Source organism: Hyphomonas sp. CY54-11-8 (assembly GCF_000682735.1).
Classification (GTDB): Bacteria; Pseudomonadota; Alphaproteobacteria; order Caulobacterales; family Hyphomonadaceae; genus Hyphomonas.
Genome location: NZ_AWFD01000002.1, coordinates 91850 through 107676, shown reverse-complemented (window position 1 = coordinate 107676; position 15827 = coordinate 91850). Strand labels below are relative to the sequence as shown.

The window sequence follows — 15827 nt, the reverse complement described above, 5'->3', positions numbered from 1 at the left end:
CTCGATGGATATCTCAGCAGCAGAAATTTCGGGCATCCTGAAGTCGCAGATCGAGAATTTCGGCGTTGAAGCCGAAGTCTCGGATGTCGGTCAGGTTCTGTCAGTGGGCGACGGTATCGCCCGCATCTACGGTCTGGACAGCGTCCAGGCCGGCGAAATGGTCGAATTCGACGGCGGCATCAAGGGCATGGCGCTGAACCTCGAGAATGACAATGTCGGCGTCGTGATCTTCGGTGACGACCGCGAAATCAAGGAAGGCGATACCGTCAAGCGCCTTGATGAAATCGTTTCGGCTCCGGTCGGCAAGGCATTGCTCGGCCGCGTCGTGGATGCGCTCGGTAATCCGATTGATGGCAAGGGTGCTCTGGAAAACGTCGCTGCGCGTGAGCGTGTGGACGTGAAAGCGCCGGGTATCATTCCACGTAAGTCGGTGGACGAGCCGATGATGACCGGCCTGAAGGCCATTGACGGGATGATCCCGGTCGGCCGCGGGCAACGCGAACTTGTCATCGGTGACCGCCAGACCGGGAAAACCGCGATCTGTGTGGACACCATCCTGAACCAGAAAGCGACCAATGAGGCGGCCAAGGACGACAGCGAAAAGCTGTTTTGCGTCTACGTCGCAATTGGCCAGAAGCGCTCCACTGTGGCGCAGGTGGTCAAGACGCTCGAAGAGCGCGGTGCGCTTGACTACACCATCGTCGTGGCTGCGACGGCTTCCGAACCGGCCCCGCTTCAATATCTTGCGCCATTTACCGGCTGCGCCATGGGGGAGTGGTTCCGCGACAACGGCATGCACGCCCTGATCATCTATGATGACCTTTCCAAGCAGGCTGTTGCGTATCGTCAGATGTCCCTGCTGCTGCGCCGTCCTCCGGGCCGCGAAGCCTATCCGGGTGACGTGTTCTACCTGCACTCGCGCCTTCTGGAGCGCGCTGCCAAGCTGAACGACGACAATGGTGGCGGCTCGCTGACGGCCCTGCCGATCATCGAAACCCAGGCCAACGACGTGTCGGCCTACATCCCGACGAACGTGATCTCGATCACCGACGGCCAGATCTTCCTCGAGACGGACCTGTTCTACCAGGGTATCCGCCCGGCCGTGAACGTTGGTCTGTCGGTGTCGCGCGTGGGCTCTGCTGCCCAGACGAAAGCGATGAAAAAGGTAGCCGGCTCCATGAAGGGCGAACTCGCCCAGTACCGCGAGATGGCCGCCTTCGCGAAATTCGGTTCCGACCTCGACGCTGCGACCCAGCGCCTGCTGAACCGCGGTGCGCGCCTGACCGAACTCCTGAAGCAGCCGCAGTACTCGCCGCTGCTGATGGAAGAGCAGGTCTGCGTGATCTACGCCGGTACGCGTGGTTACCTCGACAAGGTCGAACTGAAAGACGTGACGCGCTACGAGAAAGAGCTTCTGGCTCACCTTCGCGGTGCGAACAAAGACCTGCTGGCCAAGATCGCCGCTGAGAAAGCCCTCACCGACGAGATTGAAGCTGAAATCAAGAAGGCTCTGGACGACTTCACTTCGAAGTTTGCCTGAGCCCCGGACGACTGAGCACCAACTGGAAGGCCTGACATGCCCAGCCTGAAGGACCTGAAAAACCGGATCTCAAGCGTGAAATCCACGCAGAAGATCACCAAGGCCATGCAAATGGTGGCCGCGGCGAAGCTGAAGCGCGCGCAAGACGCCGCGACGGCTGCCCGCCCGTACGCCGAACGCATGGCTGCGGTTCTCGCCAACCTGTCGGCATCTGCCGGCGCTGGCGGACCGAAACTGCTCGCCGGAACCGGCAGCGATCAGACACATCTGGTTGTCGTCATGACCGCAGAGCGCGGCCTCGCCGGTGGCTTCAACACCTATACCGCCAAACTCGCAAAGCAGACGATTTCCGCGCTGCAGAGCGAAGGCAAAACGGTAAAGGTGCTGACCGTTGGCAAGAAGGGCCGGGAGCAGCTGAAGCGCGACTTCGCAGACCTGTTCATCGGACACGTCGACATGTCTTCCGTGAAGAGTGACGACTTTGCCGAGCCGGCAATTGCCCTCGGCAAGAACCTCACCGCCCGGTTCGAGGATGGCGAGTTCGATGTCGCGACACTGATCTATTCGCAGTTCAAGAACGTGCTGAGCCAGGTTCCGACCGCGCAGCAACTGATCCCGGCCGCGGCCCCTGCCGATGCCGAGACCATCGATCTGGGCAATGCGATCTACCGTTATGAGCCGTCGGAAGATGCGATCCTTGAGGCGCTTCTGCCGCGCTACATCAACACGCAGATCCTGTCGGCCATGCTGGAAGGCTCTGCTGGTTTCTACGCCAGCCAGATGACCGCCATGGATAACGCGACCCGCAATGCCGGCGAGATGATCGACTCGCTGGAACTGCAGTACAACCGCGCACGCCAGGCCCAGATCACCAAAGAACTCATCGAGATTATTTCGGGCGCGGAAGCGCTCTAGAGAACAAGAACCCAGAGAATACCCGCTCCAAAGGAGACGACCCGCATGAGCACTCCCGCAAACGCCAAAGGCCGCATTTCCCAGGTCATCGGCGCCGTTGTCGACGTTGAGTTCGATGGCGAGCTGCCGGCTATCCTCAACGCGCTTGAGACCGACAACAACGGTACGCGCCTGGTGCTGGAAGTTGCTCAGCACCTCGGCGAGAACACAGTGCGCACCATCGCCATGGACTCCACCGAAGGTCTCGTCCGCGGCGGCCCGGTGGCCGACACCGGCAAGGCCATCACGGTTCCGGTTGGTCCGAAAACGCTCGGCCGCATCATGAACGTCATCGGCGAGCCGATCGACGAACGTGGCCCGATCGGTTCCGACATGGATCGCCCGATCCACGCTCCGGCCCCGGAATTCATCGATCAGTCGACCGAATCCGAAGTGCTCGTCACCGGTATCAAGGTTGTCGACCTGCTCTGCCCCTACGCAAAAGGCGGTAAGATCGGCCTGTTCGGCGGTGCCGGCGTGGGCAAGACCGTTCTCATCCAGGAACTGATCAACAACATCGCAAAACTGTTCGGCGGCTACTCGGTCTTCGCCGGTGTCGGCGAGCGGACCCGCGAAGGTAACGACCTCTACCACGAGATGATCGAATCCAAGGTTATCAACTTGGAAGGCGAGAGCCGCGTGGCTCTGGTCTACGGTCAGATGAACGAGCCTCCGGGCGCCCGTGCCCGCGTCGCCCTGACCGGCCTGACACAGGCGGAATACTTCCGCGATGAGGAAGGCAAGGACGTGCTGTTCTTCGTGGACAACATCTTCCGCTTCACCCAGGCCGGTGCCGAGGTGTCCGCACTTCTCGGCCGTATCCCGTCCGCTGTGGGCTATCAGCCGACGCTGGCCACCGACATGGGCCAGCTGCAGGAACGGATTACCTCCACGAACAAAGGCTCGATCACCTCGATCCAGGCTGTGTACGTTCCGGCTGACGACCTTACCGACCCGGCGCCTGCCACCTCGTTTGCCCACCTTGATGCGACGACGGTTCTTAACCGCGCCATCTCGGAAAAAGGCATCTACCCGGCCGTGGACCCGCTGGACTCCACCAGCCGTATCCTCGACCCCCTGGTTGTTGGCGAAGAGCACTACTCGGTTGCTCGCGGCGTGCAGGAGATCCTGCAGAAGTACAAAGAGCTGCAGGACATCATCGCCATCCTCGGCATGGACGAACTGTCGGAAGAAGACAAACTCGTCGTGGCCCGCGCCCGGAAAGTGGAACGCTTCCTGTCGCAGCCGTTTGACGTGGCGGAAGTCTTCACCGGTTCGCCGGGCGTGCAGGTCAAACTGGAAGACACGATCAAGGGCTTCAAAGGCCTGATCGCTGGCGACTATGACCACCTGCCGGAACAGGCCTTCTACATGGTTGGCGACATCGAAGCCGCCAAAGCCAAGGCCGCCAAGATGATGGCAGACGCGTAAGCGGACAGGATAGATGGCCGATAAACTCCACTTCTCGCTCGTTTCGCCCGCGAAAGAGCTCTTCTCCGGAGAGGTCGATCATGTGATCGCGCCTGGTTCGGACGGCGAGTTCGGTGTGCTGGTGAATCATGCGCCCTTCATGACGACGCTGCGCAATGGCGTGGTGCGCGTGCTGGAAGGCGACACGGTCAAGATGCGCATCTTCGTGCGTGGCGGCTTTGCAGACATCACGTCGGCCGGCCTCACCATCCTTGCTGAAGAAGCCCGCATGCTCGATGATGTCAAAGCAGAGGACGTTCAGGCCGAGATGGAAGCCACTCACCTGAAGATCCAGTCGCTCGACAAGGACGATTCCAACCGCGCGACCCTGCAGGAACATTACGACTATCTCGAGAGCCTGAAGGCTGCTCTGGTCCACTAGGAACAGAACTCCATTCAGGCCGGATAATTCCGGTAGATAGAACGGGCCGCTGACGAGTTCAGCGGCCCGTTTGTTTTGTGGGACAATCACGGCTTTCGCGGCGGCGTCCGCCGCTTGCCTCCTGTTTTTGCTGAATATTTCGGGCTTCCCTTCCGGGTAGGGCCGACACGGTCCGATTCATGCATCCCTGTGTCCCTGTTTCTAGGAAAGGTTGGGAAGCGGTCACGGAATGCGCAGCGATACCCTCATCAGCATCTCGAACCTGACGCCTCAGATGCCGGAGCATTACATGTTGTCGGCGTTGATGCGCCTGTGGCGCGAAAAAGGCCTTCAGGTCGAGTGCAACGACATTTATTCGGAACATGCGGACGTCTGTATCCTGCATCACGACAAGACGCGGCTGAATCCCAGCGAACTTGCGAATGCGCCGGAAGGCGTTGCTGTCCTGAACGGGAACGTCCTCGACATATCCAAAACGCATATTTCTGTTCTTCAAACCACTGAGGCGGATGACTGGAATGGACCGGTCATCGTGAAAACAGACCTGAATCATTTTGGCTGTCCGGAAGACGGCGAGGTGGAACGCGCCGGCCTGATATCATCGTTCTGTACCAAGGTCCGTAGCCGGCTTTCCCATCGTTCCTGGAAACTGGCTCGCCAGTTGCCGCCCGGTCTGTATCCCGTCCTGGAAGGCAAGGACGACGTGCCTGGCTGGGTCTGGAAAGACGAACGCCTGATTGTCGAGAGGTTTTTGCCGGAGCGCACCGAAGATGGATTATATGGCGTGCGCGGATGGATCTTCTTCGGCGACCGTGAATACGCCTATCGCAATCTCGCAACTGACCCTCTGGTGAAGGTGGCCACGACCGAGCGTCACGAGTTCTTCTCCGACATTCCTGAGAACCTGCGCGCGCTTCGCGATGAAATGAAATTTGACTACGGAAAGTTCGACTATGTCGAGCATGACGGAAAAGCATTCCTGCTCGATGCGAACAAGACACCTTCTTTCGGCCATTCGGATCCGGCGGAGTCGCCACGTGTGCGGATGCTGTCTGAAGGAATTGAGGCATACCTATGAAAATTCTGGAATCTCCCCTTGTCTCCACGGCCGGAAGCCATGGCTTTCTGCCGCCTGGTGTTGCATTTGCGCCGCGCGTGGATGTTGCGCAGCTGAAGTTTCTGGGCGTGCCAGAAAGTGCGGCCGATACAGTCTCAACAACCATGATGGGGTTGATGAACGGGCGGCCGACCATCCGGCATAAGGGTGGCGCGACGCCAGACTCCCTGGCAATGATCGCGCGCTCGGGCATTGATGTCTCTGAAGACATGCGCACCTTTAGCGAGCCGGAAGAGGCATACAGGCATGCGAAAAGCCTGATACGCGATGGTTACAAGCTCGCATGGCCCTATCCTCCACAGAAAGGCTGCTATCGGGAGACTGCGAACCTCGTCGCACCTCGCCTGTGGCGTAAACTGAATTCCAAGCGGAACCTTCCGCTGATTGTGCCAAGCGAGTATCTGGCCGAGCGGGCAATTATCAGTATCAATACAAAATCGGCACCGACTATTTCGACCCCCTGTTATCTCAAGGCGGGCGGCGACATGCCAACCGGCATGGGGTACGCGGTGCGGTATTGCGAGACACAGGCCGACGTGGAGGACGCCTGGGAGTTCTTCAAATCCCTCGGGGTGAGTGACGAACTCATCGTGGAAGAAGCGGTCCCCGTGATTGGATGCTGGTGTATCAGCTTGTCAATCGATGAGACCGGCGTGCGGTATCTCGGAGCGGCTGAGCAACTCTTCTCTTCTCCCGCGCGTCAGAGCGGCAGTGTGATCGATGACGACCACCCCTTCCCAAAGGAAGGCGTGAAGGTGGCTCTTACTGTCGGCGAAAATGCAAGGACGATGGGATTCAGAGGTCCGGCTGGAATGGACATCGGCGTGTCCGCCGATGGACGGTTCGTCGTCTTCGATCCCAATTTCCGGCCGCAGGGATCTACTCAACAAGCCTCGTTCCACGCTGCGGCGGCAAAACGTGGCGGGTTTCGCGCGAGCCGTTCGCTGAATGTGAATTCTGATCTGGATATCAGGGGCGCAGAACGCGCATTGCGCAGGCATATCGATTCCGGGCGCGTTGTCATTTTCCGCGCAATCGATGGACGCGAAATGCCGTCCGTTCCATCAGCATCGGTCGTCACGGGATTTGTCCTGGGCGCGGACAGAGAGGATGCCGATCATTGGCATGCGACGATCATGAAGTGCCTCGACTAGCTGAACGTCAGAGCGGGGCCGGTGCACGCTAGCCCGTAAAAGAGCGAGGGCCGCCGATCACTCGGCGGCCCTGTCTGTTTGGAGCATTCCACGATTGCGGCTTAGCGGCTGCTGTCCAATCCGCATTCGCTGGCCAGGAAGGACTCGATGGCACCGAGGCTGGCACGTTGCTGGTCAGGCGTCCAGGGCAGGCTGTGCGGCATGTCGGGGATGCTGACATATTTTGCCCTGGTGTGTTTTTTCACGGCGTCATAGAAGGCCTTGCCATATTCGTTCGGCACACGGACGTCCCTGTCGCCATGGAATACCAGCACCGGAATTTCGGCATTCTCCACATCCTTGATCACATCACGGCCTGACAGGGCGTTTGCATATGCCATCCGTCCGAAACGGCTGCGGTCCAGACCGTTGTTGATCTTGGCGGACTCCGCATAGCCAGCGCCAGCGATGGCGCACTGGAAGGGAGAATCGGCCCGCGTGGTCGCAGCCATCGCGGCGTAGCCTCCGTATGAGTAGCCGAAGATGACGACCTGGTTCGGATCCGCATATCCTTCATCGGCCAGCCAGGCCGCAGCATCCTCATTATCGTCCTGGGCCTTGTATCCGAACTGCGCGTCGCCCGCGAGCCAGAGGTCCAGCCCCCAGCCGGTGCTGCCACGGAATTGCGGCTGGATTACCGAAAAGCCGCGCGATGTCAGGAAAGGGACCCAGCCGCTGGAATCCCAGCCACCGTAATCACGTGACCATGGGCCTCCATGCGGCAGCACCACGGCCTTGCCGGGCGCGTCACCCGGCTGCCAACCGGCCCTCGGGGTCAAAATCGCCGGCAATGTGCGGCCGTCTCGTGCTTCATAGTAAGTCAGCTTGCTGTCGCCGATGGAGGCGGTGTCGATCCATGGCCTTTCGGACCCGATGAGTTGCAGCTGGGACTTGTCCTTCAGCATGAAATAACGGGGTGGCTGGCTCGAGCTTTCGGTAGAGAAGACCACCTTGTTGAAGTCGTCGGATATATAGATCGGCGAGACATGTTCGTTCTCGAAGCTTTTCTCGATGCCGAGCATCAGACCGCCGACTTCAGGATCCACCCAGAGCGTCTTTCTGACATCCGCATCGTAAGTGAAACCAAGAATTCTCCCGAATCGGCTGGGAGCCTGGGATGTGACCACGCCTGAGGCATCGAAGTCCGGGTTCGCAAACAGGGGGGCTTCGCTATATTTCCGCGCGACGGGATCGTATCCATAGATCGCTTTCTTGTCGGAGAACTTGTTGGTCAGGACAAAATAGCGGCCGTTCTCTTCGTCCCAGTGGATAATGTCCAGTTCCTGGCGTTTGACGAGATCGACTTCCAGCTCTTCCTGGCGCTCAAGTTCGGCACCTTTTTCCGGTTTGACCCAGACCTGAAGTTTGTAGGTGCCATCCGTATTGTCCGATCCGGCTGCAGACATCACTTCGCCGTCGGACGGGTCAATGTATCCTGCCTCCCGCGTAGAGGTGTTCTGGAAAAGCATTTCGCTGCGCCCAGTGTTCAGATTGTAGCGGACGAGGGCGCTATCCAAAGTCCTGGCGTCCAGCCGGGAGATGACGATATCGGTCTGATCAAGAGGCAGGCGGGAGTAGACGGAGCCTCTCGCTTCCAGGCGAAGACATGTCTCGGTGGATTTGCTGGTTCCCTTGCCGCCTGTACTTTCCAGGAAAGGCTCATCGAATTTCTTGAATGACGTATCGGTGATCAGGGTTTTCCTGACCCAGGTCCGGGTGCTGCCGATGAGCTTGCCTTCGGAACATCCCCGAAGAGATCCTGTGAAAGGTTCACGCACATAGGTAAGGACCTTTCCGTCTTTCAGTGCGCGGAGAAACATGAATTCGGAATCGTTGCCGTCTGGCGCGGCGGTTACCGGCGGCTTGGACAGGTCATTGAGGTCCCAGGCAGCGATTACGGAACGATCCTGATCGTCTCCTGTCGCGGGGCCGACGAGGGCGAACATCGTGTCTCCGTCGGTGGAAACAGTGACGCTGGAAATGGCCGGCAGGCGAGCGATGTCCTCGATGGGGACCGGTTGCGAGGCGGCTGGCGCTGCCAGTGCGGTCAATCCCGCAATAATGGCGGCAAGCGGTTTCGTGGTGTGGCGAAAGATGATTCGGCCGGGCATGAGTTCATTGAGCCTTTCGCAAGCTTGGATTCGAGTTCCGCTCAATGGGCGTTTTGACCTTGCGAGCGGAGGCGGGGCTGGATTTCAGCATAGAAGCAATTCTACCGATGAGGGATACCCCGCGAACCCTCATTTTCGGCTTGTTGCAGTTTGTGTGGAAAATGACACGCTTCCCAAATAAATTTCGCTCGCTGCAAAAAAAGGGGCAAAAACGTTCCACATGTATTGATTTTAATGTTGGGGCTTACCTAGAATGTTCGCCTAGGGGGTGTGGTTCGTTCGTCAATTGCAGATCGCGTTTGTCGTTCGTGGGCGTGTAGGGCGCCCAGTGGCTACACCAGCGTTTGGACCAAGTTGTGGCTCAATTGAGGAAACAAGTAATATGAAAAAACGTGGATCTGGTGATCTGCTGTTGCGTACAGCAGCATTGTCGGCGCTTTGCGCAGGTATGGCGTTTGGCGCTTACGCCCAGGACGCTGATCAGGCGGGCGAAGATGAAGTCATTCGCACGACTGATGCGGACGAGCCGGCTGAGGATGAGGCCCGCCTTGAAAAGGTGCGCGTGACGGGCTCCCGCCTCGCAAACGAATTCACGAGCATCGCGCCGCTGGACGTGATCACGGCTGACACGGCCGCGCTGGAAGGTATCGCCGACGTTGGCCGCCTGCTGCAAACTGCAACGGTTGCTGCAGGTTCTCCGCAGGTGACGGCTGCAACGTCGTCCGCCTTCGTGCAGGGCGGTGGTATCGGCGCCGAGACGATCTCGCTGCGCGGTCTGGGTGCGAACCGTACGCTGACGCTGCTCAACGGCCGTCGGGCTGGTCCGGCTGGTACCCGTGGTGGCGTGTCCGCATTCGACCTGAACGCCATTCCGCTGTCGGCTGTGGAGCGCGTCGAAATCCTGAAAGACGGCGCTTCGTCAATCTACGGTTCGGACGCTGTGGCCGGTGTTGTGAACATCATCACCAAGACCGATGATGTCTCCGATATCGACTTCTTCTACAGCGCGCCGGAAGAGGGCGGCGGTGAGCAGCTGCGTGTCAGCGGCGCCTGGGGCAAGAGCTGGGACCGTGGCCGCATCCTCGCAACCGTGGATTACACGAAAAACGAAGAACTGGCACAAGGCGACCGCGACTATTTCAGCTGCGGCCAGCCCTACGTGTTCAATCGCGACGGCAGCCGTGCCGACGTCATTGACCCGCGCACGGGCAATTTTGCCTGTCAGGACCTGCTCTGGGGTCATGTCTGGCTGTACAACTATCTCGACAGTGGCTTTGTAGGTCGTCCGTGGCAGTCGCGTCCGCAGCTGCTGCAGTATGACTATGACGGTTCGCTGGCTGCTAACGGCCTGGCGCCGTGGGGACCGAACGATTTCGGCCTGGGCGTTCCGGCCAACTGGTTCCCGGTCGGCCTTGGTGAGCTTGCGCTTCCCGGCGCGACTCCTGATGCGTTCTATGGTCCGACAGCACTTCTGTCTGAAGGCCTGCTGAACTACGATCACCCGTTCCAGGACCAGCAGTCGATGATTCCGGAAATCGAACGCGCCACGTTCTATGCGAATGGCGAGTTTGAGCTGACGAACAGCGACACCCTTTATGGCGAGTTCCTGCTGAACCGCCGTGAAACGCAGGTGAACGGCTACCGCCAGTTCTGGCAGTACGACTACATGTACAACTATCTGGGCTATATCTACACGAATAGCCCGAGCCTGGTGGCCAACGGCTTCACGGCAACGGCAGGTGAGTTCAGCTTCATCGGTCTTAGCCCGACGGCGATTACCGACCATGCTGACGACTCCGTGACGGTCGATTACATGAGCGCCGTTGCCGGTGCACGTGGTGAGCTCCGCTTCATGCCGGGTTGGGAATACGATACCTTCCTGCAATTCTCGCGTTCGGACGGCGACTACACCTCTGACGTGATCTACGACGATGCGATCTCGCCTTATGCGTGGTTCGATGGCGGCAATTGTGCGGCTTATCCGGTCACCCCGGTTCGCGGCATCCCTTGTGTTGACGTCGACTGGTACAGCCCGGACCTTCTGGCAGGTAACATCTCGGATGTGGACCGCGCGTTCCTGTTCGGCCGTGAAACGGGTAATACCGTGTACGAACAGACCCAGTTCGAAGCGTATATCGATGGTCCGCTGTTCACCCTGCCGGCCGGTACGGTCAATGGCGGCTTCGGTGTGAGCTTCATCGACGAGCGTATCAATGATACGCCGGCTGAAACCTTCCAGATCGGCAATGCCTGGGGCTCCAGCTCTGCAGGCATTACGAAGGGATCGAAGGAAACGACCGCTGTGTTCGGCGAAGTCGCGATCCCGATCGTGAAGGATCTGCCGCTGGCTGAAGCAGTCGAACTGTCGCTTTCCGCCCGCTACACGGATGTGGACGTCTACGGTTCCGATACGACCTACAAGGCCGGTCTCGGCTGGCAGATCGTTCCGTCGGTGCGCCTGCGTACGACCTATGGTACCTCGTTCCGTGCTCCGGCTCTGTTCGAACTGTACCTGGCAGAGCAGACCAGCTTCGCAAGCCAGCGGACGATCGACCCTTGTATCAACTGGGGCGGCAACCTGGCCGACGGCAGCATTTCTCAGCGTCTGGCTGACAACTGTGCCGCTGACGGAATTCCGTCGACCCACAATGGTTCGGGCAGCAGCGCCACGGTCTTCGCATCGGGTAATGCCGGTACGCTGGAAGCCGAGACTTCGGACTCCTTCACCGCTGGTCTCGTCTGGGCACCTGATTTCGTGGACTTCCGCGTCGCGGTCGACTATTTCGAGATCACGATCGAGGACCAGATCACCCAACTTGGCGCAAACAACATCCTGCTCGGGTGCTACAACTCGGACAACTTTGCGACCGAGCCTCTGTGTGACCTGTTCTCCCGGAACTCCAACTTCCTGGTGACTGATGTCACGAACAACTACATCAATGTCGCGGAACAGACGAACCGGGGTATTGATATCTCCGCTGAGTACTCGAAAGAGCTTTCCTTCGGTACGCTGTCGGTGAACACGCAGCACTCTTTCCAGATCGAGGACAAGATCTCGCTGTTCCCGAACAGTGCTCCGATCGACACCAATGGTGAAGCTGGCGACCCGAAATGGGTTGGTGAGCTGAACTTCACTCTCGACAAAGGCCCGTGGTCCTTCTTCTGGGGCATGGACTTCGTTGGTGAAACGTCCAACGTGAAAAGCTATGGCGGCACGACGGGCACCTATTTCGGTACCCCTGTGTTCTTCAAACTGGAAACTGAAGCGACGACCTATCACAACGTCTCACTCAGCCGCGAACTGCCTTACGACATTGATGTTCGTGTGGGTGTGTCGAACCTGTTCGACGAGCATCCGCCGGCAGTCACCACGCTGGGGCTTGGCGAGTACAATACGGTTGGTACGTCGGCCTTCTACTCCCAGTATGACTGGCTGGGCCGTCGCGCCTTCGTGAACTTCACCAAGAAGTTCTAGTAAGACCAAATTGATCATGAAAAGCGGCGGAGGCAGCTCCGCCGCTTTTTTTGCTTTTTGCAAAGGGTTAGAATAACCCACCCATAAAGGAGGAAGTAAATTGCCTCAGATCACGATGAAGCAGGACAATCTGAATGACCGGAACCGGGAATTTATCCAGGCGCCGCTGCAGTCTCCTGTCTTTCTGAATTCTGTTCCGAAATCCGGCACGCACCTGATCCGCAATATCATGCGCATGTTCGTTCCGGTGGAGCAGCAGTATCATGAAACGTTCATTCAGATCCCGAATCTTCGGAATCACGCGCCGAATGTCTTCAATCCCGCCAAGCCGATGTTGAGTTGGGGGCATCTTCTGTTCTCGGACGAATCCGTCATGGCGACGCGCACAGCACGCCATGTTCTGCTGGTTCGTGATCCATACACATGGGTGCTTGCGCGTGCCCGCTTCTTTGTTTCGGAGAATTTCGACGCAAATCTCGAACATCTGAAGCACGACATCTTCTCACCGGAATCGTTGATGAACATGATGATCTTCGGGATCCATCAGAAGGCGCCGCCTATGAGTGACGTCTTCTCATTCAATGCGGCTGCATGGATGGGGCTGCCCGGTGTGCATGTGTACCGTTATGAAGATATCGTCCGGAATCTGAAAAACCTCGATTCAGATGAGGCGAAAACCTTCTTTGGTGAACTGTTGGATATTTGCGGCATCGCGATGCCTGATGATTGGCGTCAGCGGATTCTGATCGGCAGCGACAAGAAGCAGAGCGCCACTGCCCGCGAAAATCTGACCATCGAACATGACCGCTTTCCCGATGAGCTGCCAGAGGCTCAGAAGAAGCTGGTGGATTACGCCGTGCCCGGGCTCCGTGAACTGCTTGGATATACCCGCTAACGGTCTGGACAGTCGATCAGGGCAACAAGGTTGAGCTCCTGCCGCAAGCAGGGGCACACAACTAGTCGCCGGTAAATTCCGGGTCGCGACCTTCGAGGAAGGCTTTGATGCCTTCCCGGAAATCGTCGGACCGTTGGAGCAAGGCGAAAGCTTCAAGATCCCGGTGCGCGGTGGCCTTCGCCAGGGCGTGGGCTGCCACGTTTACATCCTGTTTTACCATTTTGAGTGCCGTGGGCGGCAGGCGCGCAGCGGCTGCAGCCACTTCCCGGGCTTTGTGCATCGCCGTACCGGCCGGGACGACATGATCGGCAAGCCCCCAATTGAGGGCCGTTGCAGCGTCAATCTTCTCACACAGGCCGGCAATCCGCTTTGCCCGCGCAGGGCCGACCAATGCAACGAAACGGGGGATAGAGCCCCAGCTCATGTTCATGCCACGCTCCACTTCCGGAACGTAGAAGACGGTGTTCTCGGCGGCGACACGCAGATCGCATGATGTGGCAAGCGCGACGCCGCCTCCGACGCACCAGCCTTCCACGGCGCAAATGGTCAGGGCGTCGATATTCTCCCATGCCTCACACATGCGTGGGCCGCGGCGTAAAAGAATTCTCCGTTCCCGGAGGGAAGACTTCGCTGCGGTTGTGCCGGCTGGATCTTTCAGGTCTGCGCCCATGGAGAATTGGTCGGCGCGGCCGGTCAGGATGACGGTCGATATTTCCGGTGTGTCGTGGAACTTCAGGGCGGCCTCGGTCAGGTCCTGCATCAGCTGTTGGCTGAGGGCGTTGGCACGCGCTCCTGTGTCGAAGCGGACGATGGCGACCCGGCCATCAATCTCGATCTGGACGAGGTCACTCATGCGGTCTCTGCAGGGGGATGTTCGGCTGCATGACGAATAAAGCGGGCGAGCTTTTCAGGTGTCTCAGCGCCTTGAGCAGCAAATTGCCGGTTCGCGATATAGGTCGGAACGCCGGTGATGCCGACTTCTCGGAAAAATTTCTCTTCGGCGCGTACGGTCACCACGTCGGCGTCCGTGGCCAGAAGATCAGCCACAATCGTCGGGTCGAGGTCGATCTGGCGGGCAATGTCCACAAGGACGCCATGATCGCCAATATCACGCCCATCATGGAAGAACGCACGGAACAGCGCTTCCTTGGCGGCGGCTCCCTTTTGCTGGCCTTGCGCCCAGTGGACGAGGCGATGCGCATCCAGGCTGTTCGGACGCCAGCTGATCTCGTCGAACCGGTAGGGGATATCTTCGGCTTCGCCGTAGTCGATCAGTGCCTGGCGCATGGCGCCTGACCGTTCCTTCGCTTCAGGCGAGCTGAAGGCCTTGCGCATGTATTCCTTATAATCGACGCCGCCCGCAGGGATGGTGGGGTCAAGTTCGTAAGGGCGGAACAGGAGCTGCACATCCACGTCCGGCACCATGGCAATGGCCGCTTCGATGCGGCGCTTGCCGAGCCAGCACCAGGGACAGACGAGATCGGAAACCATTTCAATGACAACAGGCATGGGTGCCACCTTATGCCATCGTGCGGCCTGCGTCACGGCTCGTCTGGCGTTTCCGGGGGGGCAGGGAAGACATAGCCATCACGTTCCAGTGTGCGGCGTATTTCGCTGACAAGCCATGTCTCAGGCAGCCCGGGCTCGCGGGGGCCTTTCTTCAGCTCCAGGCCGAAGGGCAGGGAGACTTTGTCCGGTTCGCCCGCAGGCACGATTTCCGGCCCTGAGAAAATGGTACGGGGGGCGGGTTCTGGTGTCATGGCCGCCAGTGTCAGGCCGAGTGTCACCAGCGCGCCAGTCCACACATTCGATTTGAATACAGCCAGCGCGACGCCTTCGCCTTTGCGCTTCAACCGGGAAATTTGCGCTGTGGCATGACCGAGAAAGGCCAACGATGTCACAGCACCCATCCTACCAGCGCCCTGTAGGCCGGAGGCAGCAGCAATCAGCGCGGCAGCAATGATGAAAAAGCCGAAGCTGTAGAGGGCTGCATGCTTGCCGAAGAGACGCGCGGTGGACTTCACACCGATCAGGGCGTCGTCTTCGCGATCCTGTAAGGCGTAGATGGTGTCATAGGCTACCGTCCAGCAGGCCAGCCCGATATAAAGGAGGATCGCTGGAAAGCCGATCGAGCCGGCGACGGCGACACCGACCAGCGCGCCCCAATTGAACGTCGCGCCCAGCCAGGCCTGCGGCCACCAAGTAACGCGTTTCATGAACGGGTAGGCTCCGACCAGCGGGATGGATAGCAGCGCGACGATCTTGGCGTCGCCTGGCAGGCAGAGCCAGACAAGGAGGCCTACGGCCAGCTGGATACCCAGGAAGATGTGCGCCTCGCGCAGGGTGACGAGGCCTGCCGGCAGCGGACGCAGCGCCGTTCGCTCCACCTTGGCATCGAAATCACGGTCGGTGATGTCGTTCCAGGTGCAGCCGGCGCCACGCATGGCGATCGCGCCGGTCAGGAACAGGATCGCCCAGAGAAAGTCGGTCAGGTAGAGGCCGGTCTTGATCCGTTCAAAGGCGAGACCAATCAGGCAGGGCAAATAGAGAAGCCAGATCCCCACAGGCCGGTCCCAGCGCGCCAGCATGGCGTAAGGGCGCAGGCCCGCCGGTAGCTTGGAAAGCCAGCCCGGCAGCGCGCTGTCAGCAGGAGAGAGTTGTGTCTCTGTCATCGGAGCGGCTTATAGCGC

General features: G+C 59.2%; 12 protein-coding genes. 8 read left to right on the top strand and 4 right to left on the bottom strand.

Annotated features, from left to right (window positions below; all coding sequences use genetic code 11):
• Nucleotides 1–4 precede the first annotated feature (4 nt).
• From atpA to HY17_RS03965, 6 genes are all read left to right on the top strand, one after another.
• Nucleotides 5–1540, top strand: coding sequence for a F0F1 ATP synthase subunit alpha (atpA, locus tag HY17_RS03990; RefSeq protein WP_034762917.1), 1536 nt, complete (start codon nucleotides 5–7; stop codon nucleotides 1538–1540).
• 36 nt (nucleotides 1541–1576) lie between these two features.
• A complete protein-coding gene (locus HY17_RS03985; RefSeq protein WP_034762916.1) occupies nucleotides 1577–2455 on the top strand; it encodes a F0F1 ATP synthase subunit gamma in 879 nt (292 codons plus the stop codon).
• Between the two features lie 45 nt (nucleotides 2456–2500).
• Nucleotides 2501–3925, top strand: coding sequence for a F0F1 ATP synthase subunit beta (gene atpD / locus HY17_RS03980; protein WP_034762915.1), 1425 nt, complete (start codon nucleotides 2501–2503; stop codon nucleotides 3923–3925).
• A 13-nt stretch (nucleotides 3926–3938) separates the two neighbouring features.
• Nucleotides 3939–4346, top strand: coding sequence for an ATP synthase F1 subunit epsilon (locus tag HY17_RS03975; RefSeq protein ID WP_034762914.1), 408 nt, complete (start codon nucleotides 3939–3941; stop codon nucleotides 4344–4346).
• A gap of 229 nt (nucleotides 4347–4575) precedes the next feature.
• Entirely contained in the window at nucleotides 4576–5424 is an 849-nt protein-coding gene (locus tag HY17_RS19160) for a hypothetical protein (RefSeq protein ID WP_051599654.1), read from the top strand.
• A complete protein-coding gene (locus HY17_RS03965; RefSeq protein WP_034762913.1) occupies nucleotides 5421–6617 on the top strand; it encodes a hypothetical protein in 1197 nt (398 codons plus the stop codon). Before HY17_RS19160 ends, HY17_RS03965 begins: the two co-directional genes overlap by 4 nt.
• Nucleotides 6618–6718: 101 nt before the next feature.
• On the opposite strand, the gene HY17_RS03960 is transcribed toward HY17_RS03965, so the two are convergent.
• Entirely contained in the window at nucleotides 6719–8767 is a 2049-nt protein-coding gene (locus tag HY17_RS03960) for a S9 family peptidase (protein ID WP_051599652.1), read from the bottom strand.
• A gap of 382 nt (nucleotides 8768–9149) precedes the next feature.
• Here HY17_RS03960 and HY17_RS03955 point away from each other — a divergent pair, with 382 nt between their 5' ends.
• Both HY17_RS03955 and HY17_RS03950 read left to right on the top strand, forming a co-directional pair.
• Nucleotides 9150–12242, top strand: a complete 3093-nt coding sequence (locus HY17_RS03955; RefSeq protein WP_051599650.1) for a TonB-dependent siderophore receptor — start codon at nucleotides 9150–9152, stop codon at nucleotides 12240–12242.
• A gap of 100 nt (nucleotides 12243–12342) precedes the next feature.
• Nucleotides 12343–13137, top strand: a complete 795-nt coding sequence (locus tag HY17_RS03950) for a hypothetical protein (protein WP_034762911.1) — start codon at nucleotides 12343–12345, stop codon at nucleotides 13135–13137.
• A 61-nt stretch (nucleotides 13138–13198) separates the two neighbouring features.
• On the opposite strand, the gene HY17_RS03945 is transcribed toward HY17_RS03950, so the two are convergent.
• The 3 genes from HY17_RS03945 to ubiA are packed head-to-tail and all read right to left on the bottom strand — an operon-like array spanning nucleotide 13199 to nucleotide 15809.
• The gene (locus HY17_RS03945; protein WP_034762909.1) at nucleotides 13199–13990 is read right to left on the bottom strand and encodes an enoyl-CoA hydratase/isomerase family protein; all 792 of its coding nucleotides are present in this window, start codon (nucleotides 13988–13990) and stop codon (nucleotides 13199–13201) included.
• Nucleotides 13987–14646 (bottom strand): DsbA family oxidoreductase, encoded by a 660-nt coding sequence (locus tag HY17_RS03940; RefSeq protein WP_034762907.1) that lies wholly within the window; start codon nucleotides 14644–14646, stop codon nucleotides 13987–13989. The genes HY17_RS03945 and HY17_RS03940 overlap by 4 nt, the downstream gene beginning before the upstream one ends.
• A 32-nt stretch (nucleotides 14647–14678) precedes the next feature.
• Complete coding sequence (gene ubiA, locus HY17_RS03935; RefSeq protein WP_051599649.1) at nucleotides 14679–15809, bottom strand: 4-hydroxybenzoate octaprenyltransferase; 1131 nt, start codon at nucleotides 15807–15809, stop codon at nucleotides 14679–14681.
• Between the last annotated feature and the right edge of the window lie 18 nt (nucleotides 15810–15827).